18 protein-coding genes are annotated in these 24,899 nt (G+C 56.1%); 11 read left to right on the top strand and 7 right to left on the bottom strand.

Annotated features, from left to right (window positions below; all coding sequences use genetic code 11):
• Positions 1 to 594 precede the first annotated feature (594 nt).
• The 5 genes from BDO18943_RS24720 to BDO18943_RS24700 all read left to right on the top strand — a co-directional run bounded on the left by BDO18943_RS24720 (position 595) and on the right by BDO18943_RS24700 (position 7,065).
• Entirely contained in the window at positions 595 to 1,077 is a 483-nt protein-coding gene (locus tag BDO18943_RS24720) for a hypothetical protein (protein WP_175024424.1), read from the top strand.
• Between the two features lie 198 nt (positions 1,078 to 1,275).
• The gene (locus tag BDO18943_RS24715; protein ID WP_235996182.1) at positions 1,276 to 2,313 is read left to right on the top strand and encodes a hypothetical protein; all 1,038 of its coding nucleotides are present in this window, start codon (positions 1,276 to 1,278) and stop codon (positions 2,311 to 2,313) included.
• 24 nt (positions 2,314 to 2,337) lie between these two features.
• Positions 2,338 to 4,152 (top strand): PadR family transcriptional regulator, encoded by a 1,815-nt coding sequence (locus BDO18943_RS24710; protein ID WP_175024422.1) that lies wholly within the window; start codon positions 2,338 to 2,340, stop codon positions 4,150 to 4,152.
• A gap of 986 nt (positions 4,153 to 5,138) precedes the next feature.
• Complete coding sequence (locus tag BDO18943_RS24705) at positions 5,139 to 6,110, top strand: hypothetical protein (protein ID WP_175024421.1); 972 nt, start codon at positions 5,139 to 5,141, stop codon at positions 6,108 to 6,110.
• A complete protein-coding gene (locus tag BDO18943_RS24700; protein ID WP_175024420.1) occupies positions 6,073 to 7,065 on the top strand; it encodes a glycosyltransferase family 2 protein in 993 nt (330 codons plus the stop codon). The genes BDO18943_RS24705 and BDO18943_RS24700 overlap by 38 nt, the downstream gene beginning before the upstream one ends.
• A 48-nt stretch (positions 7,066 to 7,113) precedes the next feature.
• Here the strand turns inward: BDO18943_RS24700 and glf are convergent, their stop codons facing one another.
• From glf to BDO18943_RS24670, 6 genes are all read right to left on the bottom strand, one after another.
• A complete protein-coding gene (gene glf, locus BDO18943_RS24695; protein ID WP_006484978.1) occupies positions 7,114 to 8,265 on the bottom strand; it encodes a UDP-galactopyranose mutase in 1,152 nt (383 codons plus the stop codon).
• A gap of 83 nt (positions 8,266 to 8,348) precedes the next feature.
• Positions 8,349 to 11,054: a glycosyltransferase gene (locus BDO18943_RS24690; protein ID WP_175024419.1), complete on the bottom strand. Its 2,706-nt coding sequence runs from the start codon at positions 11,052 to 11,054 to the stop codon at positions 8,349 to 8,351.
• Between the two features lie 20 nt (positions 11,055 to 11,074).
• Positions 11,075 to 11,728 carry an ABC transporter ATP-binding protein gene (locus BDO18943_RS24685; RefSeq protein WP_006484936.1) on the bottom strand — a complete coding sequence of 218 codons (654 nt, stop codon included), beginning with the start codon at positions 11,726 to 11,728 and terminating at the stop codon, positions 11,075 to 11,077.
• 9 nt (positions 11,729 to 11,737) lie between these two features.
• Positions 11,738 to 12,532, bottom strand: a complete 795-nt coding sequence (locus tag BDO18943_RS24680; protein WP_006484915.1) for an ABC transporter permease — start codon at positions 12,530 to 12,532, stop codon at positions 11,738 to 11,740.
• Complete coding sequence (locus tag BDO18943_RS24675; RefSeq protein WP_006484976.1) at positions 12,522 to 13,628, bottom strand: hypothetical protein; 1,107 nt, start codon at positions 13,626 to 13,628, stop codon at positions 12,522 to 12,524. Before BDO18943_RS24675 ends, BDO18943_RS24680 begins: the two co-directional genes overlap by 11 nt.
• 73 nt (positions 13,629 to 13,701) lie before the next feature.
• The gene (locus BDO18943_RS24670; protein ID WP_175024418.1) at positions 13,702 to 14,874 is read right to left on the bottom strand and encodes a polysaccharide biosynthesis/export family protein; all 1,173 of its coding nucleotides are present in this window, start codon (positions 14,872 to 14,874) and stop codon (positions 13,702 to 13,704) included.
• 154 nt (positions 14,875 to 15,028) lie between these two features.
• Between BDO18943_RS24670 and BDO18943_RS24665 the strand changes: the two genes are divergently transcribed.
• The 4 genes from BDO18943_RS24665 (at position 15,029) to BDO18943_RS24650 (ending at position 21,005) form a co-directional block, all read left to right on the top strand.
• Entirely contained in the window at positions 15,029 to 16,180 is a 1,152-nt protein-coding gene (locus BDO18943_RS24665; protein WP_175024417.1) for a glycosyltransferase family 4 protein, read from the top strand.
• A complete protein-coding gene (locus BDO18943_RS24660) occupies positions 16,177 to 18,105 on the top strand; it encodes a capsular polysaccharide export protein, LipB/KpsS family (RefSeq protein WP_175024416.1) in 1,929 nt (642 codons plus the stop codon). The genes BDO18943_RS24665 and BDO18943_RS24660 overlap by 4 nt, the downstream gene beginning before the upstream one ends.
• Before the next feature lie 461 nt (positions 18,106 to 18,566).
• On the top strand, positions 18,567 to 19,994 hold the full coding sequence (locus BDO18943_RS24655; RefSeq protein ID WP_175024415.1) for a mannose-1-phosphate guanylyltransferase/mannose-6-phosphate isomerase: 1,428 nt from the start codon (positions 18,567 to 18,569) through the stop codon (positions 19,992 to 19,994).
• A gap of 198 nt (positions 19,995 to 20,192) precedes the next feature.
• The gene (locus BDO18943_RS24650; protein WP_175024414.1) at positions 20,193 to 21,005 is read left to right on the top strand and encodes a mechanosensitive ion channel family protein; all 813 of its coding nucleotides are present in this window, start codon (positions 20,193 to 20,195) and stop codon (positions 21,003 to 21,005) included.
• 71 nt (positions 21,006 to 21,076) lie between these two features.
• Here the strand turns inward: BDO18943_RS24650 and BDO18943_RS24645 are convergent, their stop codons facing one another.
• Positions 21,077 to 21,760 (bottom strand): DedA family protein, encoded by a 684-nt coding sequence (locus BDO18943_RS24645; RefSeq protein WP_043189505.1) that lies wholly within the window; start codon positions 21,758 to 21,760, stop codon positions 21,077 to 21,079.
• Between the two features lie 173 nt (positions 21,761 to 21,933).
• Here BDO18943_RS24645 and mutL point away from each other — a divergent pair, with 173 nt between their 5' ends.
• Both mutL and miaA read left to right on the top strand, forming a co-directional pair.
• On the top strand, positions 21,934 to 23,925 hold the full coding sequence (gene mutL, locus BDO18943_RS24640) for a DNA mismatch repair endonuclease MutL (protein WP_175024413.1): 1,992 nt from the start codon (positions 21,934 to 21,936) through the stop codon (positions 23,923 to 23,925).
• Positions 23,922 to 24,896 (top strand): tRNA (adenosine(37)-N6)-dimethylallyltransferase MiaA, encoded by a 975-nt coding sequence (gene miaA, locus BDO18943_RS24635; protein ID WP_175024412.1) that lies wholly within the window; start codon positions 23,922 to 23,924, stop codon positions 24,894 to 24,896. The genes mutL and miaA overlap by 4 nt, the downstream gene beginning before the upstream one ends.
• Positions 24,897 to 24,899 lie beyond the last annotated feature (3 nt).

Below are 24,899 nucleotides of genomic sequence, written 5' to 3'. Positions count from 1 at the left end.
GGCGCTCATCTCCCGGATCAGAGATTGCACGTCGCGATACTCTCGGTCTGGTCGACGGTACAACCGCTTCAGCGACATCGTTCTTACGATGCTCGCCTGACTTGCTCATAGGGTGACAACTCTCGGTGACTCCAGCTCTGTCGCCACCGTACACGATACCGATCGCATCAACGCGCCTGGATCGGTCTTCCCCGGCCCGATAAGCCAATCGTTGAGCAATGAACACGGTCAATTGATAGCGTGATCGGCGCCGCTTTGGGCCGTGACTGGCGGCAACTTCCTTTGGCGGACCGACTTCGGCGACAGCAACGGCCGAGAATCCTCAGAAGGAGCAACCCGAGCTGAAAACGGTACGCCAGCGCGATCGGAGGCTTGCTCCGCGCGCCCTCAACTTGCGAGAGGTCGATTCCGCTCGTATCGAGCCGGCACCGCCAAGCCGCGCACATATTCGATGCATGGACGACATGCACGGACTCAGTGCAAGATTCCGTGATGCGCACCCTTCAACCTCGTGCGTCACAAGTCTCTTGCTCAGGAGCCGTCCGGTTAAAATAGCGCACGCATCAAATTTCGCAGCACACGGAATCTCATCTTATGGCCAAGGCGACACACCAGACCGTCGACATCGCGTCGAACCGCCGCGCGGGCGGTCTATCACGAAGACGAAAGGCGTCTTGGTTCGAGCGCCGTTGCTCCCGTCAGCATGCTCGGGAAATCCTCGTCCCGGCCGTCCAGACGCAATGCCTCAACGACCTGTCGCTCCCCGAACAGCAATCGACAGCTTCAACGGTGAAGATCGCCTATCGACCTGACGACGCCTACAGCCGAAAGCCGCTGACCGCGGCTGAGCGGCGCGTACTCTGGACGTCAGGATCCCGCTCGGCCGACAACTTGGTAGAAGCATATGGCCGCGAGCAAGTGATGGGCGTTGACAACATGGACGGCGCCCCCAGCAGAACGGCAGCCGCACTTGAGAATCCGGAGTTGACGCATGCAACGCCACTTGATGAAAACCTCAGCATGAGTGCCCCTCTCCCCGACATCAGGCCACAACGATCGGGCGCCCTCTCGGCATGACCCCACTTCCATCGCCGGCGCGCTTCGGATGACATTTGCCCCCGGAGAATTGAGGGCTCGCGCTACAGTGCTCCCATCATTGAGCCGGGTATCGACAGAGGATAGAATATTTATAGCGCCATCAATCCACTCCAGGCAGAAAGACGGAGACATATTTTGGAATTTATTTACAAGCGGAATTAACAAAGAGGCGTGCAAATGGACATCAAAAGCATAATCGATAATCCGCTTCGATTTAAGTTGGGCGACGGCAGCATTTCAAAAAGCAATCTGATACTTCGAAGCAGCGGCGAAATTGAAGGCGGACTCGACGAAATTTCGTGGAAAACCGAAGACGGCGCGCTCCTGTTTTTTGACAAAGAAGGAAAAAACTGCACCAAATTCGATTCGATCATATTCGAATCCCCTGAACGGTGGCAGATGTATGGAAGCGGATTTTCGCTTGAGAAAAAGAGTCGATCGATCCGCATTCTTGAGCCACTGACGGCCGGCCACTGGAACCATCTCGTCAGTAAAATCAACATCGAAATCGGGAAGAATTTCGAGTCCGAAGCGCTTCTAGTTATATTTAACTCTGCAGGTTGCTCTTTTGGGTCGAGAGGTCCCGGAGGAACAAGATGGGAATTTTTTGGCCTCCCAATTGCCCTCAGCATGGATTTCGTCCGATTTTCAGAAAGCGGCCCCGCCCACTGGTATCTCTACGACGTCCAATACATACTAGACTCAATAACCGGCCTAATAAACAGCGGAAAATACAAGCACGTATTCATGTGCGGAATGAGCTCGGGAGGCTATGCCGGGATATTCTATTCCGAGAAGCTATCCGAACTACACCCGGCTGTTAACTTTGTCAGCCTGGCCATTAATCCACAAACAGGTCACGCACCAGAACATCGAAAATTCCTCCGGGAAAGCATCAAGGAGAATTTGCCCGCGATCATATCGGATGACTGTTATGACGCACGCTCCCACGACGAAACCGATATAAGAAATATCATTCTAAATCGCGACGATCGAGCAAACTTAAAGCATAAAATATTTTACGATAGCCTCAATGCTGCGGAGCAGTATTATGCTGAAATGCTGACCGGCCTGAAGCAAGTGAATGCCTTTCCACACAAACTCGGAATGAACCACTTCGACGGCTGCATGACGCTATTTAATCTCGACGTAATATCAAATGGAATTTTAGAAGAGCTGGGCGGGGAAAAGCTCAATCTCGACTATATATACTAATTCGCGCATTAGATAGGTGATGGAATGATTGCTTTTTTGAAGAAAAAGCAGGCAAGTGAAGTAGCAGAAGAGGCGCAGCAGAACTGGGAAAGCGTCACCATTGAAAATAGTGACGCCATCGTTGTGATCGGCGACAGCCACATGGATGGCTATTTCTCCCTGCGAGACAAATCCGCCATTAGCCTGCTTTCCTCCTTAACGAAATATCAGGTTAAGAATTTCTCCGTCGCCGGAAACGACTGCTTGACGATGATGAAACGAATCATCGATGACGAGCCTTATTTTGACGGGAAGAGATTCAGCGATTTTAACGCGAAATTCGCTGTAGTCATTAGCAGAGACAATGACGAGTGGATGCGAGCGGCTGGCATGCGACACTGGCAATTCGCCATTGAGCGTTTAATTCGCACCGTCCGCTGCTTTGGCATCGAACCCATCCTCGCCACGGAATTTCGCGGCAGTGCGACAGAGTACTCAGCACTTCGATACATCGCGGACAAACATAACGTGATGTTCGTCGACTCCATGACGCACAACCAGCAAATTGGAGAATTGACGCCAAGCCCATTCTTTGGCGCCAACGAAATTCATACCGGCACACGATCCAATGGGATATTGTGGTTCAACATCGCATCCGCACTCAACAGCTTGCCGGCACCGGACCGGTCGTTGAAACTCTACCGGCCTCGTCATCAAACTACGACCTATCAGATCGAAGATCTAATTAATCTCGACAACTTCGACCTGCTGAACAAGTGGAAAGAGATATCAATCACTCACAGCCATCTGCACCGATCGAAACAGAGAGATTACGATTGTGTAGATAACATGTCGGTGGGTGACAACTCGAGAAAGACAGACGAATATTTTCTGCTTGAAAGTAAGCAATCTCTTTTGTTCCCCAATGTCGGCCTGATAGAGGCAACCCTACCCGGCACACCGAGAACATTAGATGAAGTTAAAATCGAAGTTAGCACTTTCGAGCAAGGCGTCAGAATTTTTGTTCACGACCACCTCGACGCCGGCTCATTCATTTCCAACCAGGAAAAGTATCAATCAGGACGCGGGGTAGTTAACGGTGCATGGAGGGAGATCGGAGTTTCAAATGAGCCGATCTATATTTCGAAGAAAGAATTGCCTCATGCCATGTGCAATGACAGCATTTCTTTGCTTATCGAAAGCCCTTCGCCCTGGAAGTTAATGGATGTCAAAATCTCGTACCGAGGCAGCCTGGGTAAGCCATCCCTCCCGGCCAAACCTGTATTCCGGGAGTTTGGTGGAGAAATGCTGGTGAATCCGGGCCTTGATCTGACTGATGGCTGGTCGATCGCGGGGGAAATCGAACGCATCCAGCCGATTGATGCAGTCAATTTGCCCTTGGCCCCGGACGGAACCGATGGTCATTCGGCCTATCGTCTGGATATTGGCACGGCCCTTGGTCAATCAGTCCGATTGCAGCGGCCGGTGGTGGAGCGCCGCTATCGTTTGACGGTCTGGGCCCGCTGCTTCCCCCCAGCCTTTGTCGACCCCGATAAAATCGATCCTACCATCGGTGAAAATAGAGAATTTATCGATCGATCGACTTACAAAGGCACCACCCCCATCACTTCAGCTACAAATGATCTGAAGATGCTCCGCCTCGAGTATTCATTTGGGAATATTATTCCAAACGGCGGCGGCATATATATGGAAAATTTTGTTCCGCTGATATGGGCTCCGATATCATTTGATTTTGTTTACCCTGCATTCCCACGTGACAACGCATGTTTCACATTCCGCTGCTCTGCTCCAAGCGGAGAGATTCAAATTTCAAAAATGTCACTTAGAGAAGTACGCTAAATTTCAACGAAAATTGGCTCGTTTCGTGCGTCTGGAAAGATAGTGCAATACGAATATCGGAGCGGATATCACTTGGGGTACCGCTCCGCCGTTCGCTGATCTTGCTGACATCCGAAGACGGCCTCGTTGACCATGACGCGCACGAAATGCTGATGCGGCGCCGGACCCACTGCCCGGCGCCGACAAGCTTGGAAAGGTCAATCGATCCGCCATCGGAATGTTGATCACTTCGACCGAAGAGCCAAATTTGCATCGACATCGGTGCTTCGGGATTTCGGGTCGAATCCGGCTGCTGCTTCCGCAATCCGGGCCGTGTGGGTGCGTCCCAAACGGGTAGCAAGCGCGGCCCTCAGACCGCATGAGTCGGCTGCGCCGGCTACGAGAGAAATCCTGTTCATTGCATAGTTCTCGAGCCCTCGAGAGGATCAAGATTGCTTCGGGTAATTCCACATCTAGACGAACCCGATAACCGTATCAAATTTCTTTCGTGATCTTTAGATACACTCGTTCCGACGCAATCAGATAATCTGCACGTATTTTCGAACGAAAGCGATTATCTCGGCAGCTCAAGGTATTTCAAGCGCCCTTTCCGAAGCACGCACAGACGACAGATGTGCCTTCCGGTTCTAACAGCGCTCTGAAGAATGGACAGTACAGAAACCGCGAACCTGCAACCGAGATGATCTATACTCTGACATTCGGCATTGGTATGGCCCAAGAGATGGAAATTGATCTTGCACGACGTCCCGGGAAGATATTGCTTCTGAGATCAGCTCGTAGAGTTCCTGCCGCGCGCTGCCCATCACAATCGGAACTTGACTGATATGAAAAGCAAACGGCAATTCCCCTTGAGTGCGGCACATCCGCTTATCCGGATGATCCGGACGCGATAGAGGCGATGCCCGCGCAAGCCATCATTCGGAAATTTGATGCCCTCGGACATGCGATCCTATTGCAGTAACGCTTCGTGAAGAGAACCCACCTCAATGGCCAACAGCGCTATTTTTTCGATCTGCACACCTAGTCACATCGGGCAAGCATCCGTATTTTTCAACAGCCTGAACGATGCAGATCCTCAAAACAGAAGCAACATCGACAGATATTTATTTGTAGTCGGCGCACCCGCTGATTTTTCGCTTGACGAGTCATTCTGCGACAAGATCATTCGCGCAGAAAGCGTAACCCCACCTCAATTTATAGAGAAGCTTTCAACTCAATACACTCCTGCCGAACTCTGCTGGTCACTCAAACCGGTAATGTTTAAGAAAATATTGGAGAAATACGAATCGGCGCTATATTTCGACACCGACATATGGTTTACAGGAAAAATCGCTGATATTTTTACCGATTTTTGCGATTCGGATATATTGCTCACGCCGCATTACCTCGAACCGTTCAATCACCAAACGCCATTTGGAGTCAAGGCGCTTAGCCTACTCCGTGGCGGCGTTTTCAACGCCGGATTCATCGGAGTTCGGCGAGGCACTCAGGGTATTTCGTTCCTTGATTGGTGGGCGAGTCAGGTAATCAGATACGGTAGAAATGATCCGGATAAGGGGATGTGCGGCGATCAACGCTGGCTCGATCTCGTCCCGGCACTATATCCGAGTTGCAAAATCTCTCGCCACCCAGGCATGAACGTAGGATATTGGAACTTACACGAGCGACATATCGATCTCACACAAGGGCAACTTACAGCCAACGGGCGCGAGCTTATTTTTATTCATTTCAGTGGATTTGATCCGGAACGACCGGAATCTTTTTCGACTCACCTTCCCGCATTCGAGGCACAAGAGCCACTGCTGTCAATCGTTTTGTCTTATAATGCTGCCCTCAAGAAATCCTCAGTCCTAGACAAAAACATCTATATTTATAAAAAATGGTGGCATAAGCAGGTCAAATTTTACAGACGAATTCGAGATGCATACAGAAACCCGCGGGATCAGTTCTCTTCCTAAGCCGCGCACGGCAGCGATCCTTGTGACGTACAATAGATGCGACTATTTGAAGCTCGCTATCAATTCGCTCGAAAGTCAAATTAAGCAAGTTGATTCGCTCTATATCGTTAACAACGCCAGCACCGATGGCACTGCAGAGTACCTGGCCAGCAGCGGGTACAATTCCGATCCTCGCTTCAAAATAATAAATTCAACTCACAATGAAGGTGGGGCGGGAGGATTTCATCGCGGAATGCGACAGGCAATCGAGGATGGTTACGACTGGCTTTGGCTTCTCGACGACGACTGCGTAGCCCATCCGGCCGCCCTTTCCGAGCTAATGAAAATCGCCATCGGTCCGATCAACGATATCGGATTCGTCTGCAGTCATGTGGTTTGGAAGGACGATAGCCCACATGAAATGAATCTTCCAGGGATTCGGCTACATTCATCGGGCCAACCATTCAATAAGCTTCTTGAACACAATGGCCTACTGGTACGCTCTTGCTCGTTCGTTTCGGCCCTCATCTCCAGAGATGCAGTTCTAAAATTCGGCCTCCCATTTAAAGAAATGTTCATTTGGGGCGACGATATAGAATACACCGAGAGAATTACGAATGGGGAAATGCTTGGAATTTACGCATTCAAGAGCGTCGTTACGCACCTGACGGATAAAAACGAGAGCGACGATCTACTTCGCGCCCCGCCCGAGAAATTCAGAAAGCACTATTACGGAATAAGAAATAATCTTTTCAGAAAGAGAATTTCAAAAGGATGGCGACCGTACCTGCTAGATCTCGCTGAAAGTATTTTTATTTATAATGTGAAAATAGCATCCAAACGCAGCAACTCGAGATTGTCTGCCATTTCAACAAACACGCGCGCATCTTTGGCGAGCTTGTTCTTTCGACCATCTGTCGAATATCCCGATCAAGCACGACGCCCCAATCGCAAAGAAAACAGTTCGTCGTGCTAGTTCCCGCCCTGTAAATTTCCAAATTTACAGGGCGACTGGAATGATGGGTTACGCGAGCGGGTCGACTACAAAAGGCGACATCGGAACTCCCGATTTAACCGCGGACAGATACTGCTCCGCGACATCAAGCGCCTCTCCAATCGTTACGTGCATATCCAGGTAGCGATAGGTGCCCAATCTCCCGACGAAGGTCGTATTTTCTTCCTTTCGCGCCAACGCGACATAGCGATTCAGCAATTCCTTATCGTCGACCAGGCGGACAGGATAATAAGGGACGTCGTCCGGACCGCAAGTCCGACTGTGCTCCTTATAAATCACCGTCTTTTCATGCTCCTCCCACGGAGAAAAATGCTTGTGCTCGGAGATACGCGTCCAAGGCACATTTTCTTCGCAGTAGTTGATTACAGCATTTCCCTGGTAGTCCCCTTCGTGCCGCTCGGTAACAAAATCGAGCGTTCGATAGCCCAGGCGACCGTATTCGAAGCCGTACCATGCGTCCAACGGGCCGCTGTAAAATACGTGATCGTAGCTCTCAAGAGTATCTTTTTCGACTTTCGTACCGAGATGCACCTTGATGCTTGGGTGATCAATCATCTTCTCGACGATGTACGTATACCCGTGCTTCGGCATCCCTTGAAATTTGCTTGCGTAATAATTGTCGTCGTAATTGAAACGAATCGGCAATCTTTTCAGAATGCTCGCAGGCAGAACTGAAGGATGCAAGCCCCACTGTTTCGTCGTGTAGCCCTTGAAGAATGCTCCGTAGAGCTCTTTCCCGACAAACCTGAGCGCCTGCTCTTCAAAAGTTTGAGGATCTTCGATAGTTTTATCACCGAGCTCGGCGACAAACTCCTTCGCCTCGTCCGGAGAGAAAGTCTTATTGAAGAAATTATTAATCGTGAAGAGATTAATCGGCAACGAATACACCTTGCCACCGGTTATTGCCTTTACCCGGTTTGTGAACGGCATAAATTCGTCGAATTGCCGGACATAGTTCCAGACTTTTTCGTTACTGGTATGGAAAATGTGGGGCCCATAAACGTGGAGCATCACCCCGGTTTCCGGATCCCTTTCCGAATGGCAATTACCCGCAAGATGATCACGGCTTTCAAATATATCAACGGTCATGCCTGCCAAAGCCAGCTCACGAGCGATGACCGCACCAGAAAACCCAGCACCAATAACGCAAATTTTTTTCACGTCAACAACCTCAATATTCTGAAATAATATTCAAATGACTCAAACATTTCACCCAGCCTCTATCGAGGCTGGAAACGCAAAAATTATGAATACAATTTCTTGTTGATCAGATAAAGTGAATTTTCCGTAACCCTGGATTGAACCTTTCCGACAAATTCGTTCCGAATCGGAAGAATACTGATAAGCAGCCGCATGAGAGGCGTACGGAATATCTTGCCTTTCCGAAGATAGGCATCCAATGCCTCAAATGGTATTTTATTCCCTTTCGCCTCACCCGAAATACGCAGCCTCTCAAGAATATCTGCCTTGGCAATCCCTGCGCGCAAGAGATCCGTGTAATGCCTCAACCCATCAGGATCGGCTGCTCTGCGCAGAAGTACCCAATAGACGGCGTGGATAAAATCAGCGTCGTGAAGCTTCAACAGATTTTGCAAATCACTTTCGTCGTATGCCGACTTCACCACCGGGATAAGTTCCCGCCTACCGGACAGGTACTCGATTTCCGTGAAGAAATGTGGATCGAGGTTAAGAAACTCGGTGAACTTCACGCTTAATGACGGAGTAGCCGGCGACGTCACCTTATTTTCAACAGGCGCCATCTCGGGCATCGCAATCTCGGTACCCTTTGGCTTTGATTCGTTCGCAGTAACCGCAGCCAGGATTTCAGAAAGCGAGGGACTCGTAATTACGCGAATGATCGGCAACACGAATTTCTGATAATAGTCATTCAAATCCGGATGAAGACTCAGCCCATCTGGATTGCACCCATTCGAAACAGCCTCATCAATCATTGCCTTGGCGCTCGCGTAAAAACTAAGAAGCGCCTCACCCTTCAATCGGTTCGAATGAAAGACGAAATCGAAGAATTGGTGAATGTAGTAGAAATTCGAAAATTTCTCGAACAACCCCATCCGCAGGAGTTCATCCTTGATTTTTCCGTAATTTACAAAATGCGCTTTTTCCTTTCCGTTAGCCGCGCTCGACGATCCAGCAGCAAACACGCGATAGTTGTAGAAAGGACGATCAACCAAGATCACTTCGTCAGCACTGGCGTAGGTAACGAACTTCCAGACCACATCCTGGAATGCCGCGCCACTGGTCTCAAGCATCTTTATCTGATGCTCATCCAGAAAGCTCTTTTTGTAGATGGCCGACCAGATCGACGACTCATAGATCATCAATTCAAGTGACTCGACCGGCTTCACCGAATTTTCGCCAGGTCGAACGACGTGCCGGAAATTATGAGGCGCAGGCGGCTTACCATCGTGATGCTTTGCGAAACTCCCTTTCACGATATTGGCGTCGGATTCCTTTGCCTTCTCGTAAAGAGTCTCGAGCATATCCGGCTCAACCCAATCGTCGGTTTCGACAATCGCGATGTATTCGCCACGCGCCTGCATCAAGCCCGCATTTACAGCCGCACCATATCCCCGATTTGGTTGATGAATTGGCTTAACCCGGAAATCTTCCGACGCAAACCTATCCATGATTTCACCGCAACGATCAGGACTTCCGTCGTCGACCGGGATAATTTCGATATTTCTAAGAGTCTGATTGGTAACACTCGAAATGCATTGCTCGAAATATTTCTCGACCTTGAAAGTCGGCATCACCACCGAGATCAAAGGTCGCACATCGGCAATTTGCTCGACATACTTTCCAAAGGAAAGTTTTTTCGACAAATTGTCAAAGACAGCGCGACTTTCTTGCCACATACTTTCGAGCTGACCGTTGTTCACCGCCAGGTCTTCAATGAACGTAGCAACGCTCTTGATAGAATCAGCCTGATGATAAGGAGCGGAAACCGGAACGCCGGTACTTGCATGTTTCGTGCAGATAAACGGGACGCCAAACGAAAATGCTTCAATGCATTTGATTTTGATCCCGGAAATCAAGGTGTCAGGATTGACAAATACGTTGCAATCCCGATAAAAATCCACAAGATTATCCACTCGACCGACAATTTCGACTTCCGGCGGCAGAGTTTCGTTTTTTAACGCGGCGCAAATCGATCCCGCAATCTTAAATTTAATTGGCAGCGAAAAATCGATTTTTGAGATCAGATCCAGTACCGCGACAACGTTAGGCGCGTGGCTGGACCCGATATAACCGACCACCAGTTTTTTGTCGATTGGACGCAGGTCCAGGTAGCGCTTCGGCGGCAGGTAATAGACGGTATCAACCTTCTTTCCCTCTTGCACGAGTTCACTGAAAAAGTCTGCTTCTTCAGGCTGCAGCGCAACGACATAGTCGGCGCGATTCAAGGCTACAGCTTCCGACTCACGGGTAACCGAGAAATCGAGATTAGTTACACCCCGATCCGAGAGCTTTTTGTTTCTATTAGTGAAAACGTCGTGAGTACAGAGAATTTTTTTAGTCTTCTCTTTCAGCCCCAGAAATGCACGAGACAGAAAAATATAGTTAACGACGCAAATATCAAAATCGAACTCAGCATCGAGCTGCTCGACAAACGATGGCAGTTCCTCACCGGCCCAATCGTCGATACCGTTCGAATAATCTGCCGTGGCGTCGGCCGGCCTTTTCCAAAGCTCGACGGACTGGGCTTTCAGGCAATAGACATGATGCCAATAGTGGTTACCTGGCCGATAGCTCGCGTCGTTATACGTAAGCGCGTGCACAATGTAGCCCAAATCATACAATGCGCGAGAGAATTCACTAAAAATAAGGCTTGCAGCATCCGGGCCGAAAAACGGCATGATGATCAATGCGTGTCGTGCCTTCTTTGCCGCCACGTGCGGAATCGGCGGATAAATGTAACTGCCAGCCATCAAAATCCCCTGTTGAGAAATTAGAGCGATTCGTAAATTTTAATTGCTTCATCAACCGTATCGCAAACCTCGAGTACGCCCTTATTCAGTACTGCGGCATGGTCACAATGGTTGCGAATTAGATCGGTTTGGTGCGCGACGATGATCATGGCTCTATCGGCACGCTTTTCAAATAATTCGACATTACATTTCTGATGGAATCGATGATCGCCGACAGACATGCCCTCGTCAATCAGGAAGCAATCGAACTCAATCGACATTGAAATAGCAAATGCCAAACGGGAAGCCATACCGGACGAATATGACTTGACCGGCTCGTTGAGATATCCGCCAAGCTCGGCAAAATCCTCAACCATATTGAGGGTTTTTCGGTAATCTACATTGTAGACACGCGAAATCAGACGTATGTTGTCCTTCCCCGTCAGACTTCCCTGGAATGTCCCGCCGAAAGCTAAAGGCCATGAAACGGACATGGTCTTGACGATCTCACCCGAATGCGGCCGGTCCGATCCGCTGATGATTCGGATTAGCGTTGACTTGCCGGCGCCATTGCGACCAAGGATCCCCCATTTTTCTCCGGACTGAACGCGAAAATTGATACCTTTCAGCACTTCGCGCTCCGCCCTCCCATGATGTATAGGATAACGTTTATAGACGTTCCGCAATTCGATCATGGAGCACTCCTAGTGCAACTGCACGCGCCGGATGGCAACATGAGCTATCGACAAAGCGAATAGCGTAAAAATTGACAATACGAAACACGTATATTCGAGGTTATACATCGTAGGCATCCGTGCCCCATAATATCCGTGATGGAAATATTCAACCGCGTCAACCAGCGGAAAATAAATCATCATCTCGCCGATGTGAGGCGGCAGAAGATATGTCGGCACGAAAACCCCGGTAAACGGCAACATCAAATACAAGATTACGTGGGACACTCTTTCGACACTTTCACTCAGCTCCGACAGCGCCGCCATGGTTATCACAAAGCAAAATGAAAACCACATTACCAGAAAATACCCGACCAGCATCGCCAGCAAATCCGCCGGAAGATGGCAAATCCCTATTACGACCAGCACCGCATACAAAACAAGAAACGATGCCGTCGCGCCCGCAAACTCCAGAATGATGCGCGCGTAGAGAATATCCATCGGCCGGATAGGATTGTGATGCAGCAACGCCCGATTGTATTCAATGGCCTTCAATAATCGGGCCGCGGTATTTCGCCAAAACAATATTGTTGGATAGCTAACCGCAAGATACTCGGCAACCGAGTACCCCGTCATCTTCTCGGTGTGGCTAAAAATCAACATGACGCCGACGACAAACATCGCCGGCTCGGCCATCATCCACAATACACCAATCCCCTCCCGCCCGAAACGAGTGATCATTTCACGCATGACCAGCGCCCAAATTACCCGGCACTGAATGCGTAATTGGGTCAGAAATGCAGGCGAACGGGAATTAGCGGTCATAATGCTCTTTTACCCCACCAATCACGATGGTCAACACGCCCCAAAACACTAGCCCAAGCAAGAAGGTCGCAAGAATATTGCGGCCACGGCGCGGGGACATCGCATAATCCGGCAGACTGGGGGCCGCAATTCGCTCCAGATAGAGTTGCTTTCTCTCGGCTTCAGTTCTGGCCTGCTCCAACGAACTGATGGCGCTGGCGAGGATTTTATCAGCAAACTCTTTTTCCAATGTCAGTCGTTGAAATTCCGCAGCCTTGCTCGCGAGGGAATTTCCAGACTCACTGGCGACATGCTGACTGACCTGATCGATGGCCTTTTGCAGCAGAATCGCTCGTTCCCGCAAATTGGGAAGCCCAGGGTTTGCAGGCGACAACCGCTCCATTTCGGCAATTTGTACACGCGTCGTGATCAATTGATCTTGCAACTTGCCGACTTGCTGCAACGGAATCGAAGACTGACGTTCCGGATCGATCACTCCAGCCGTATTTCGATATTTCGCCAGTGCAAGCGCTGCGACACGATCATTTTCTTTGGCAATGTCGACATCTCGTTGAGCCGAGCTGATCAGGTCGAGGCGGGCGCGCTCATTCATTTGATTGACGACTTGCTCGCTCAAATCCAGCAGGCGCTTGTTTATGTTCCACGCGAGTTTCGCATCGAAGGCGTGTGTGTTGAGCGTAACGATTGAAGCGGTTGCGTCAACCTGTACGTCAACAATTTTCTCCGTGTAGTAGCGATAAAACTCTTCGAGGCTATCGCTCCAGCTGAAGCCGGCAAAGCGATTGAAGGGATCGATCGGGCCGTGCTGGAACGCCGACTTGATGTTCTGCTCCTTGTTCAACAGCATCATCGCGTCGCGAGACAGGATGTAATTCTGCACGGTATACGAATCATCCGCCGATCGGGAGAAGCCCCCGACACCTTTCAGCAACCCGCCCAACGTCGGTGAATTAGAGGTTGCCGGGCTGCGAATGAGAAAACTGCTTACGGACGTGTATTCGTCACTGGCAATCAGACCGAAATATACCAATGAAATTCCAGTAGGGATCACGACCGTAAAGAGAAACAACCGATTAATACGCCGCAAAAAATTCATAAACAGTCCGCGATAGATCTTTGATAAATATTTTCTGCTTTTCAGCCAATTTCCGGCAACCTACCACACCTGCTTACTTGAACGTCTGAACGCCGGACACAATCGGATACGCGACAGAGAACACCAGATTCAGCACTTTTTGAAGCTCCGTGATCGGTGCATTCGAGACGTAGAGAAGATCCTTGTTGTTCATCATGAAGCTTTGCGCCACAAAGAAGGAATTCGGATCCTTCAAGTTAACGCGATAAATGACAGGAACCTTTCCGTCAACAGTCGTCCGAACCGGCTCGGTCGGCCAGTTGAGCGCCCGCTGATCCTCCAGCCGGAAAACGAATACACCCTGGACGTCGGCACGAGAATCTTGCAAGCCTCCCGCCCGCGCCATCGCCTGCGCCAGGGTTATGCCCTGACCCTCAAAGTTGATTTCCGCGTTCTTGCCGGTTGCCCCAAAGGCCGTGAGACTGTAAGGCTCGTAGAGCGCAGTCACGACATCCCCGGCCCGGAGATGCACGTTCTGGCGGGGATTGCGGATGATCGACTGCAAGGGCTCCGACGCCACCGCCTGACCGCGCGTGACCTGGATCAACACCTTGTCGACAGGTTGCTTGGCACCGCCCGCAGATGCAAGCGCATCAAGGACCCGCTCCCGTCGCGCGCTGAGCTGCATACGGGTACTGCTGACCACATCCCCCACAACCGTGACATAGGATGTTTCGTTGCGAGCCAGTTGAACCAGAACTTGAGGGTCGTGCGCAATCGGTTTCAGACGACCGGCGATATAGGCCTGCAATTCGCTCGGCGAACGACCTCGTGCCTTAACCGCTCCGACGAACGGTATGTTGATGTTCCCATCACCATCGATGACCTGAACCGGCAGCTTGGTCACGCGCGCGCCGGTTGGCACGCTCCCGGTGGCCATGTCAGTCGTGCTGCCCCCGAACAGGGTCGCCGGCGGCGCCTCCCAGATCGACACCTCAACGACGTCACCCACGCCAAGTTGCTGCTGAAATGACGTATCGTCACCCAATACCGACGCAAAATCTGCGTTGCTACGTTCAGCGTAGAGCCGGCGAGCGACTTGCTCCGTCAAGTCAACGATCTGGATTCCCTGAGGACTATTCTGCGCACCGGCATCGCTGATCTGCGAGCGGCTCGGCCCCGAAGTCGGGATACTCGAACAGGCGCTTAGTCCTATCACACCACCGGCAATAAGCGTCGCCCACGCACTGCGATATACACTAGACATATTTTTGGAGGTCCGTTCTCGTCATTCAAATAGCGACCCGGATTGTCTCACGAGGTAGATTAATTTTGCGTTTCCTAGTCAGAATTCGTAGAATGGCGGGATTCGAACGGCCCGGCCTGCAATCAGGTCGCTCACAAAGACATTACACTCCGCCGTGTTGAATATCTGTCTTGATATTTCCAGATTGCTGTCGCGCCTTGCAGACGGCTTGTTGCCAACTGGCGTCGATCGCGTCGGCCTCGCATATGTTGAGCATTATCGACCTCGTGCCCGCGCGATTTTGAGTGAACTCGGCTATTCGAAAGTGCTCTCCCGAGCAGACTCTGAACGAGCTTTCGATCTGCTGCTCGGTCCGCCCCCCACCCGCACCACGATTCGAACGCTCGTCATGCGTGGCCTCCTGGCGCCGCGCCGCGAGCGATTCGACGATGCGGTTCTGTTGCATACGAGTCACAGTGGCATGGAGCGCCTCCGCTACCACCGTGCAATGCGACAGCGCAATATCCGGTCGGTCTTCATGGTGCATGACCTGATCCCGCTCACTCACGCAGAATACTGCCGCCCCGGCATCGACTCGGCGCATCGCCAACGTATCCATACTGCACTACGTCACGCCGACGGCCTGATCGCAAACTCCCAGGACACGCTGGGCGCGCTCGAGACCGAGGCCAATCGCGCCGCTCTTCCACTGCCCCCCAGCGTCGTGGCCCGGCTCGCACCAGGCATTACCTCCCGCGACAACGCGCCGCCTCCGCTCGATGAGCCGTACTTCGTGATGCTCGGTACGATCGAACCACGCAAGAATCACTGGTTCATGCTGCATGTTTGGCGCCGCCTCGTCGAAACGCTCGGTGAACGTGCACCCAAGCTCGTCGTCATCGGGCGCCGCGGCTGGGAATGCGAGAACGTCGTGGACATGCTCGAGCGCTGCGATGCGATCAAAAGTGTCGTCATCGAAGAATCGAGTTGCAGCGACACACGTCTGCGCGCCTGGTTGCAACACGCGCGTGCGCTGCTCTTCCCTTCGTTCGTCGAGGGTTACGGCATGCCGCTTGTCGAGGCGCTTACGTTGGGCGTTCCGGTATTGGCCAGCGATCTCGGCGTATTTCACGAGATCGCGGACGACATCCCGGATTATCTGGACCCGCTCGACGGTCCCGGCTGGATTGCACGGATTCGCGCCTATTCGCAAAGCGACAGTGCCGAGCGCACCGCTCAACTGGCTCGTATCGCTCACTTCCAGGCACCGACGTGGCACCAGCATTTCGAGCAGGTGGATCGATTTCTGGAAACGTTTTCTCAATGAGCGTCGCACCGTTCGGCCCCGCCAGCTCGCACCTGCATCTCTGGTCGAACGGCATCATGCCTCGTCGCGCCGGTCCCGATTTGTCGTGGTTCGCCGCGCCGCTTGCCGAGCGAACCCCGCAGGCCTGGATCGCCTGCATCGACGCCGCTCTGGCCGAAGGCCGCACACTTCACGCCCCTCAGGATGTACGCGCGTTGATGGAGCGCTTCCGCGATGCGTGCGTGTTCGATCCGCCCAACCTTGCGCCGCGCGCTCACCCCGATCTGCTCGAACGCACCGGTACCACGCGAGTGCTCCTGATCGACGAGCCGCTGCCGGACAGCTTGAGCCGCTCGAAACCCGGGCGAATCAGGCAGTTCACCGATATGGTCGACGCCGTTCATCGCGAACATCCCGACTCGGAAATCTGGCTCGCCCGTAACGGCGTCCGACGCGTTGGCGAATACCTCTCTTCGCATGTTTCCCTGCCGGCAAAGACGCTTCGGCAACTCGACGCAAACGGATCCCTCTGCGCATCCATCGCACACTTCGATCACGTCTACACGGTTTCCGCCGGGGAAGGCCTGCAGGCCTTGCTTCACGGCATTCCGTTGCATGTGTTCGGAACCCCGTACTACGCGGGGTGGGGCCTGACTCACGACCATGTCCCCCAACCGGCGAGAAACACGCAGGCGTCGCTGGATACCCTCTTCGCCACCGTATTCCTGCGCCTCGCGCGCCACGTCGATCCGGTCACGCGCAATCCAGGCACGCTCGACGCGCTTCTCGCCACGATCGAAGCTCATCGTGCGGCGATACTGCGCCTCGCCGACTTCCCTCGCCTCGCCGGCATCCGTTTCCAATGGTGGAAGCGCCCCTACGCCACGCCATACCTGACAGCCGGTGGCGCCTCCCTGCGCTGGATCGACAGGCCGGAGCAAACGCGCAAGGATGAACACGCGGTTGTATGGGGCGGACGTAGCGCAACCGGGCTGCCGAAAGACACGCCCATGATCCGACTCGAAGACGGATTTTTTCACTCGACAGGCCTCGGCTCCGATCACATTGCGCCGTGCAGCCAGATCATCGACCGGCGCGGCATCTACTTCGACGCGACCCGTCCGAGCGATCTGACCGCCATCCTCAACACCGCGCACTTCACCGACGCCGAACTGTCCCGCGCGCGCCAGCTGCGTCACGATATCGCCAACCTGGGCGTCACCAAATACAACCTCGGTCGTCGTCGCCCCACGTGGAGCGCCCCGCGCGACCAGCGCATCGTGCTGGTGCCCGGCCAGGTCGCCGACGACGCGGCTGTCCGCCTTGGCACGCAGCACATCGCGACTGCCGAGGATCTGCTGCACGAAGTACGCCAGCGCTGCCCGGACGCGTTCATCGTCTATAAGCCGCATCCCGATGTCCTCTCGGGCAATCGACGCGGCCTGATCGACGCGGCGTCGCTCGCCAATGCCGTCGATCGCGACTCCGACCTCATTTCCCTGGTCGAGATCGCTGACGAAGTGCATACGCTCTCGTCGCTATCCGGCTTTGAGGCCCTGATTCGCGGAAAGCGCGTCCATACGTATGGACTTCCTTTCTATTCCGGCTGGGGGTTGACACACGATGCGCTCGAGCAACCGTGGCGCGACCGCGAGCTGACGCTTGACATGCTGACGGCCGGGGTACTGCTCCGGTATCCGCTTTACTGGGACTGGTCGCTCCGACTATTCACCACGCCGGAGGCAATCGTGCGGCAGCTTGCAAGTACAGCGTCCCGGCCTCTGGAAAAAATAGAAGGCGACCGCCTGCGGCTGTTGCGTAAAGCCATCCGCTGGAGCAGAAACGGCCTGTGGTACCTCGCATGGCAATGTCGAAAAAGTATTGAATTGCGAACGCAACCGAACACGACGCCACAACGGACATTTCGCTCGGTTCATGGCAAGTAGACCAATCGACGTTGAACCGAGGGGGACTCGGATACTGAAAAACTCATTGTTCGTGCCTTCCGGAAAATACTACCTGGATGGGTCAGCCGATCATCGAGAAATCCCGGCTAAACACCGTCGGGCCGTACACTGGCATGCCCCGGGCGGGCGGCCACTAAAGGCTGGACATGCCACTGGATTTTCCAGGTAAGTCCGTAGCCGCTGCAAAGGCACCATTGCATTCAGGCACCTTGCCGAAATGACAAATCACTTGGGCCAGCATGAAAGCAAGCGGCCCGCACATGGAAAATATTGTTTCGTTGAAAGCTTGTGTATTTGCTTCAACGTCACACTGCGGTCACGAGAATGAAGGATTTGAAGGAAAAATTACGTAAAAATACGATGCCCACAAAGCGTTCGCACAGCCCGGCGTGGCAGAATGCGAATCAATTGTTCGATCTTGCACTGCCTGACATCTCTCTATGAACATTTATCCGGTAATCCTGTGTGGCGGCAGTGGCACCCGCCTGTGGCCCATGTCGCGTGGCGGCTATCCGAAGCAATACCTGAAGCTGACGGGCGACCAGACGCTCGTCCAGCAGACGGCAATCCGCCTTCAGCACATTCCCAGTGCGGCGGCGCCCATCGTCGTCACCAACAACGAACAACGCTTCCTGGTCGCGGAACAACTTCGTCAGGTCAACATCACGCCATCGTCGATCGTGCTCGAACCGGTCGGCCGCAACACCGCGCCCGCCATCGCGATCGCGGCGCTGCTCGCCATGCGCGAATCGCCCAACGCGCTGCTGCTGGTGCTGCCGTCGGACCACGTCATCCTCAACGAGCCGGCATTCATCGCTGCAGCCGGTGAGGCAGCGGCCATCGCAGCAGATCAGCGCCTCGTCACGTTCGGCATCACGCCGACGGAAGCGCACACCGGCTTCGGCTATATCCGCCGCGGCCCGGCCGTCGCCGACGGCAAGCAGGTTTACAAGGTCGACGCGTTTGTCGAGAAGCCCGACACGCCGACGGCCGAGCGCTTCCTGAGCGACGGTAATTACTACTGGAACAGCGGCATGTTCATGCTGAAGGCGTCCACGTACATGGAGGAATTGCATCGCCATGCGCCGGAGATCGCCCGTCAGGCTGAACTCGCCTTCGAATCCGCCAAGCGGGACAACGACTTTGTCCGTCTGGACGCGGACGTGTTCGCAGCCTGCCCCAACGTCTCGATCGACTATGCGGTCATGGAAAAGACCGAACGCGCCGCAGTTGTCGCGGCAGCGGACCTCGGCTGGAACGATATCGGCTCGTGGAGCGCGCTTGCGGAAATTGCTGACGCCGACGAGCAGGGCAATGCGCTCATCGGCGACATCTTTACCGACGCGGTGAAGAACTCGTACATCCGCGCGGAACACCGGATGGTTGCCGCTATCGGCCTCGACGACATCGTCATCGTGGAAACCGCCGACGCCGTGCTGGTCGCGCATCGCGACAAAGCGCAGGACGTCAAGAAAATCGTCGAGTGGCTGAATGCGTCCGGTCGTCACGAATCGGTTACGCATCGCCGCGTCGTCCGCCCGTGGGGCGCCTACGAAGGCATCGACCAGGGCGACCGATTCCAGGTCAAGCGCATCATCGTGAACCCCGGCGCGCAGCTGAGCCTGCAGATGCACCACCATCGTGCCGAGCACTGGATTGTCGTGAAGGGCACGGCGATGGTCACGAACGGCGACAAGGAACTCATGCTGACCGAGAACCAGTCGACCTACATCCCGCTCGGCGCGACCCACCGGCTGACGAATCCGGGCAAGATCCCGCTCGAACTGATCGAAGTTCAGTCGGGTGCGTATCTCGGTGAGGACGACATCGTCCGTTTCGAAGACACCTACGGCCGCGCAGCGTCGTAAGCAACCCACCTTCCCGGTCAAGCGCCACCACAGGCCACGACCGGCACCCGCAACGGGCAGCACGCACACGCGTCCTGCCCGTTTTTCATTACGTCAAGCAATGTCAGGCAGGTTGCCCGCCCGTCACAGGTCAGGTTATAAAAGCGCCACCCACCCGGTGCATGCGCCGCCCTTTCTACCCTCGACTTCGGAGAACGCATGATCGATCTCGCCACAGCCCAGCAATTCCTGATGACCCGCGGTCTCGACTTCGGCCTCAACCTCCTCGCCGCGATCGTGTTGTGGTTCGTCGGGCGCTGGGCAATCCGCATCGGTACCCGCCTGCTCGGCAAGGTCGTGCGCCGTAGCGGCAAGGTCGACCCGACCCTGACCGACTACCTGACCTCCGTCGTCGGCGTGCTGCTGACGATCCTGCTGATCCTCGCGATCCTGCAGATCTTCGGCGTGCAGACGACCTCGTTCGCCGCCCTGCTCGCCGGCCTCGGCCTCGCGATCGGTACCGCCTGGGGCGGCCTGCTCGCGCATTTTGCCGCAGGCGTGTTCATGCAGGTGCTGCGTCCGTTCAAGATCGGCGACGTGATCAATGCCGGCGGCGTCACGGGCACCGTGAAGGAACTCGGCCTGTTCGGCACGACGATCATCACGCCCGACAACATCGTGACGATCGTCGGCAACAACAAGATCTTCTCGGACAACATCGCGAACTACAGCGCGACGTCGTACCGTCGTGTCGACCTGACCGCGAAGATCGCGAACGGTGTCGATGCGGTCGACGCGATCAACCGCCTGAAGACGTCGATCCAGCAGATCCCGAACGTGCTGACCACCCCGGCACCGGACGTCGGCGTGCTGCAGTTCACGCCGGAAGGCCCGCTGCTGTTCGTGCGCCCGTCCACGCAACCGGAAAACTACTGGCAGGTGTACTGCGACACCAACCGCGTGATCCTCGATACGTTCCGCGACGCGCAATACCCGACGCCCGAAACCCCGATCTCGCATCGCAACGCGTAACGGCGGCACCGGACGAAAAAAAGCGTGGCACCCGCCACGCTTTTTTATTGCCCTGAAAACGAAGCTTCCGCTCAACGCCCGCCCGTCTTCTGCGCGTTATCCGACTGCCGCCCGCGCACGAGCTTCCAGACCGCGCCGAGCGCGACCGGCACGACCGCCGCACCGATCCCGGCCAGCACGATCACGTTCAGATACTGGCGGATGAACGGGATATTGCCGAAGAAATAGCCGAGCAGCACAAGCAGCAGCACCCACACCAGCGCACCGATCACGTTGAACAACTGGAAGCGCGCGACGCTCATCGACGACGCGCCCGCAACGAACGGCGCGAACGTCCGCACGACCGGAATGAAGCGCGCGAGCACGATCGTCTTGCCGCCGTGCTTGTCGTAGAACGAGTGGGTTTTCTGCAGCGCGGCGCGATCGAGGAAGCGCTCGAGCACCGGGATATGGGTATTGAACACCTTCGGGCCGACCCAGCGGCCGATCAGGTAGTTCACGGTGTTGCCGGTGACCGCTGCGACGAGCAGCAGCACGATCAGCGCGCCGACGTTCATTTCACCCGTCGCCGCGAACGCGCCGCCGATGAACAGCAGCGAATCGCCGGGCAGGAACGGGAACACGACGAGGCCCGTCTCGCAGAACACGATCAGGAACAGCATGAGATAGACCCATGCGCCGTACTGCCGGATGAAATCGCCGAGGAAGGCGTCGATATGCAGGACCAGGTTGACGAAATGAAGCAGCGTATCCAAATGCGATTCCTCGATGGCGAAAGGGCCGGAACGGCCGAAAAAGGCTGACGCGCCCGCCGGTCAAGGCGGTGCGTGTAACGAACCCATGATACCGAAACTACCTTAAGGCTCCGTGAAAAAACGTAACCGCCGGTCGCCCCGGCACGCATTCGCCGCCTCGCTATAATTCGGCCATGTCCGATATCACCGAAACGGCCGCGGGCGCCGCGCCCGCCCCCGCTCCGCGCCCGCTGCGCGCGATCCAGCCCCTGCCCGACCAGCTGATCAGCCAGATCGCCGCCGGCGAGGTCGTCGAACGCCCGGCGTCGGTCGTCAAGGAGCTGCTCGAGAACGCGATGGACGCCGGCGCCCAGGCGCTGCGCATCGTGCTGGAAGAAGGCGGCGTCAAGCGCATCTCGATCACCGACGACGGCTGCGGCATTCCGCCGGACGAGCTCGCGCTCGCGCTGATGCGCCATGCCACCAGCAAGATCCGCTCGCTCGAGGAGCTCGAGGCGGTCGCCACGCTCGGGTTCCGCGGCGAAGCGCTCGCGTCGATCGCGTCGGTCGCCGAGATGTCGATCACGAGCCGGACGGCCGATGCCGCGCATGCGATGAAAATCGACGCGCAGACGGGCGTGCTGTCGCCCGCCGCCGGCGCGACCGGCACGACGATCGAGGTCCGCGAGCTGTACTTCAACACGCCCGCGCGACGCAAGTTCCTGAAGAGCGAGCAGACCGAGTTCGGCCACTGCCTGGAAATGATCCGCCGCGCGGCGCTCGCGCGGCCGGACGTCGCGATCTCGGTGCTGCACAACGGCAAGGCGGTCGAGCACTGGAATGCGACCGAGCCCGCGCAGCGCGTCGCGAAAATCCTCGGCGACAGTTTCGCAACCGCGCACCTGCCGCTCGACGAGCAGGCCGGCCCGCTGGCAGTTTACGGCTGCGCAGGCCTGCCGACCGCGAGCCGGGGGCGCGCCGACCAGCAATACTTCTTCGTCAACGGCCGCTTCGTGCGCGACAAGCTGCTGACGCACGCGGTGCGTGCGGCCTACGAAGACGTGCTGCACGGCGACCGCTACCCGTCGTACGTGCTGTTCCTCGACCTGCCGCCCGAAGCCGTCGATGTCAACGTGCACCCGTCGAAGATCGAGGTGCGCTTCCGCGATTCGCGCTCGATCCACCAGTACGTGTTCCATGCGGTCCAGCGCGCGCTCGCGCGCCACGCGGGTGCGTCGCCGGAAACCACGGCGGGCGGCCATGCCGCGCATCTCGAACCGGCACCGCGCGGGCCGTCGTCGTTCCTGGATACCCCGCTCGGGCAGAGCCAGGGCCACGCGACCGGCGGTAGCGGTGGCAGCGGCTTCTCGCCGTCGTCGTCCTCATCGTCAGGCAACACCTGGATGCGCCAGGCGCGGATGACCCAGGGCACGCTGCCGGTCGCGCAGCCGCTCGCGCTCTATGACGCGCTGTTCGGCCGCAAGGACACCGGCGCCGGCACGCCGGACGGCACAACGACCATCGCACGCGATTCGGCCGGCGCACCCGTCGCGCCCTTGCCGGGCTTCACCGCCTCGCCGATCGCCGCCACCGCGCACGACGAGCAGCCGCTCGGCTTCGCGCTCGGCCAGATCCACGGCATTTACGTGCTCGCGCAGAACGCGCACGGCCTCGTGATCGTCGACATGCACGCGGCCCACGAGCGGATCCTGTACGAACAGTTCAAGAACGCGCTTGCCGACCGCTCGGTCGCCGTGCAGGCGCTGTTGCTGCCGGTATCGATGACGGCCACGCCGATCGAGATCGGCACGGTCGAGGAAGAACGCGACACGCTCGAATCGCTCGGCTTCGACCTGGCGGTGCTGTCGCCGACGACGCTCGCGATCCGCGCGGTCCCGGCACTGCTGAAGGATGCCGACCTGCAGTCGCTCGCGCGCGCGGTGCTCGCCGACCTGCATGCGTTCGGCGGCTCGCGCGTGCTCACCGAGCGTCAGCACGAACTGCTCGGCACGCTCGCCTGTCACCACGCGGTGCGCGCGAACCGGCGCCTGACGCTGGACGAGATGAACGCGCTGTTGCGACAGATGGAGGCGACCGAACGCGCGGACCAGTGCAATCACGGCCGGCCGACGTGGTATCAGCTTACGCTGAACGATCTCGACCGCCTCTTCATGCGCGGCCAATGAGCGCAGCACCGCACTCCAGCCCGACGACGATCGCCTGCCTGCTCGGCCCCACCGCTTCGGGCAAGACGGCCGCGGCGCTGGCGCTCGCCGCGCGCCGCCCGATCGAGATCGTCAGCGTCGATTCGGCGCTCGTCTACCGCGACATGGATATCGGCACCGCGAAGCCGTCGCGCGACGAGCGCGCGAGCGTGCCGCACCACCTGATCGACATCATCGATCCGGCCGACGCGTATTCGGCCGCGAGTTTCCGCGCGGACACGCTGCGCCTGATCGACGAGATCGCCGCGCGCGGCCGCACGCCGCTGCTCGCGGGCGGCACGATGCTGTACTACAAGGCGCTGACGCAGGGGCTCAACGACCTGCCGGGCGCCGATCCGGACGTGCGCGCGACCCTCGATGCCGAAGCCGAGCGCGACGGCTGGCCCGCGCTGCACGCGCGGCTCGCGCAAGTCGATCCCGATACGGCCGCGCGGCTCGCGCCGAACGATTCGCAACGGATCCAGCGGGCGCTCGAAGTGTTCACGCTGAGCGGGCAGCCGATGTCGGTGCTGCTCGCCGCGCCGCGACGCACCGACGATGCGGCCGCCGCGTACCGCTTCGTGCCGGTCGCGCTCGAACCGTCCGATCGCGCGGTACTGCACGCACGGATCGCGCAGCGCTTCGACGCGATGCTCGACGCGGGCTTCATCGACGAAGTCGAGCGGCTGCGCCGTCGCGAAGACCTCCATCCCGACCTGCCGTCGATGCGCTGCGTCGGCTACCGGCAGGCGTGGGAATTCCTCGACGGCGACACCGACTACCGGACGATGCGCGACAAGGGCATCTTCGCGACGCGCCAGCTCTGCAAGCGCCAGATCACCTGGCTGCGCGCGATGCCGGAACGGATCGTCGTCGACTGCATCGCGCCGGACTCGACGGCCCGCGCACTCGACGCGCTCGAACGCGTGCTCGACAGCAGCACATCGGGCTGACCG

This window comes from Burkholderia aenigmatica, from assembly GCF_902499175.1.
Taxonomy (GTDB): domain Bacteria; phylum Pseudomonadota; class Gammaproteobacteria; order Burkholderiales; family Burkholderiaceae; genus Burkholderia; species Burkholderia aenigmatica.
Note: the sequence above shows the minus strand (reverse complement) of the source record. Positions and strands in the feature narration are given on the sequence as shown.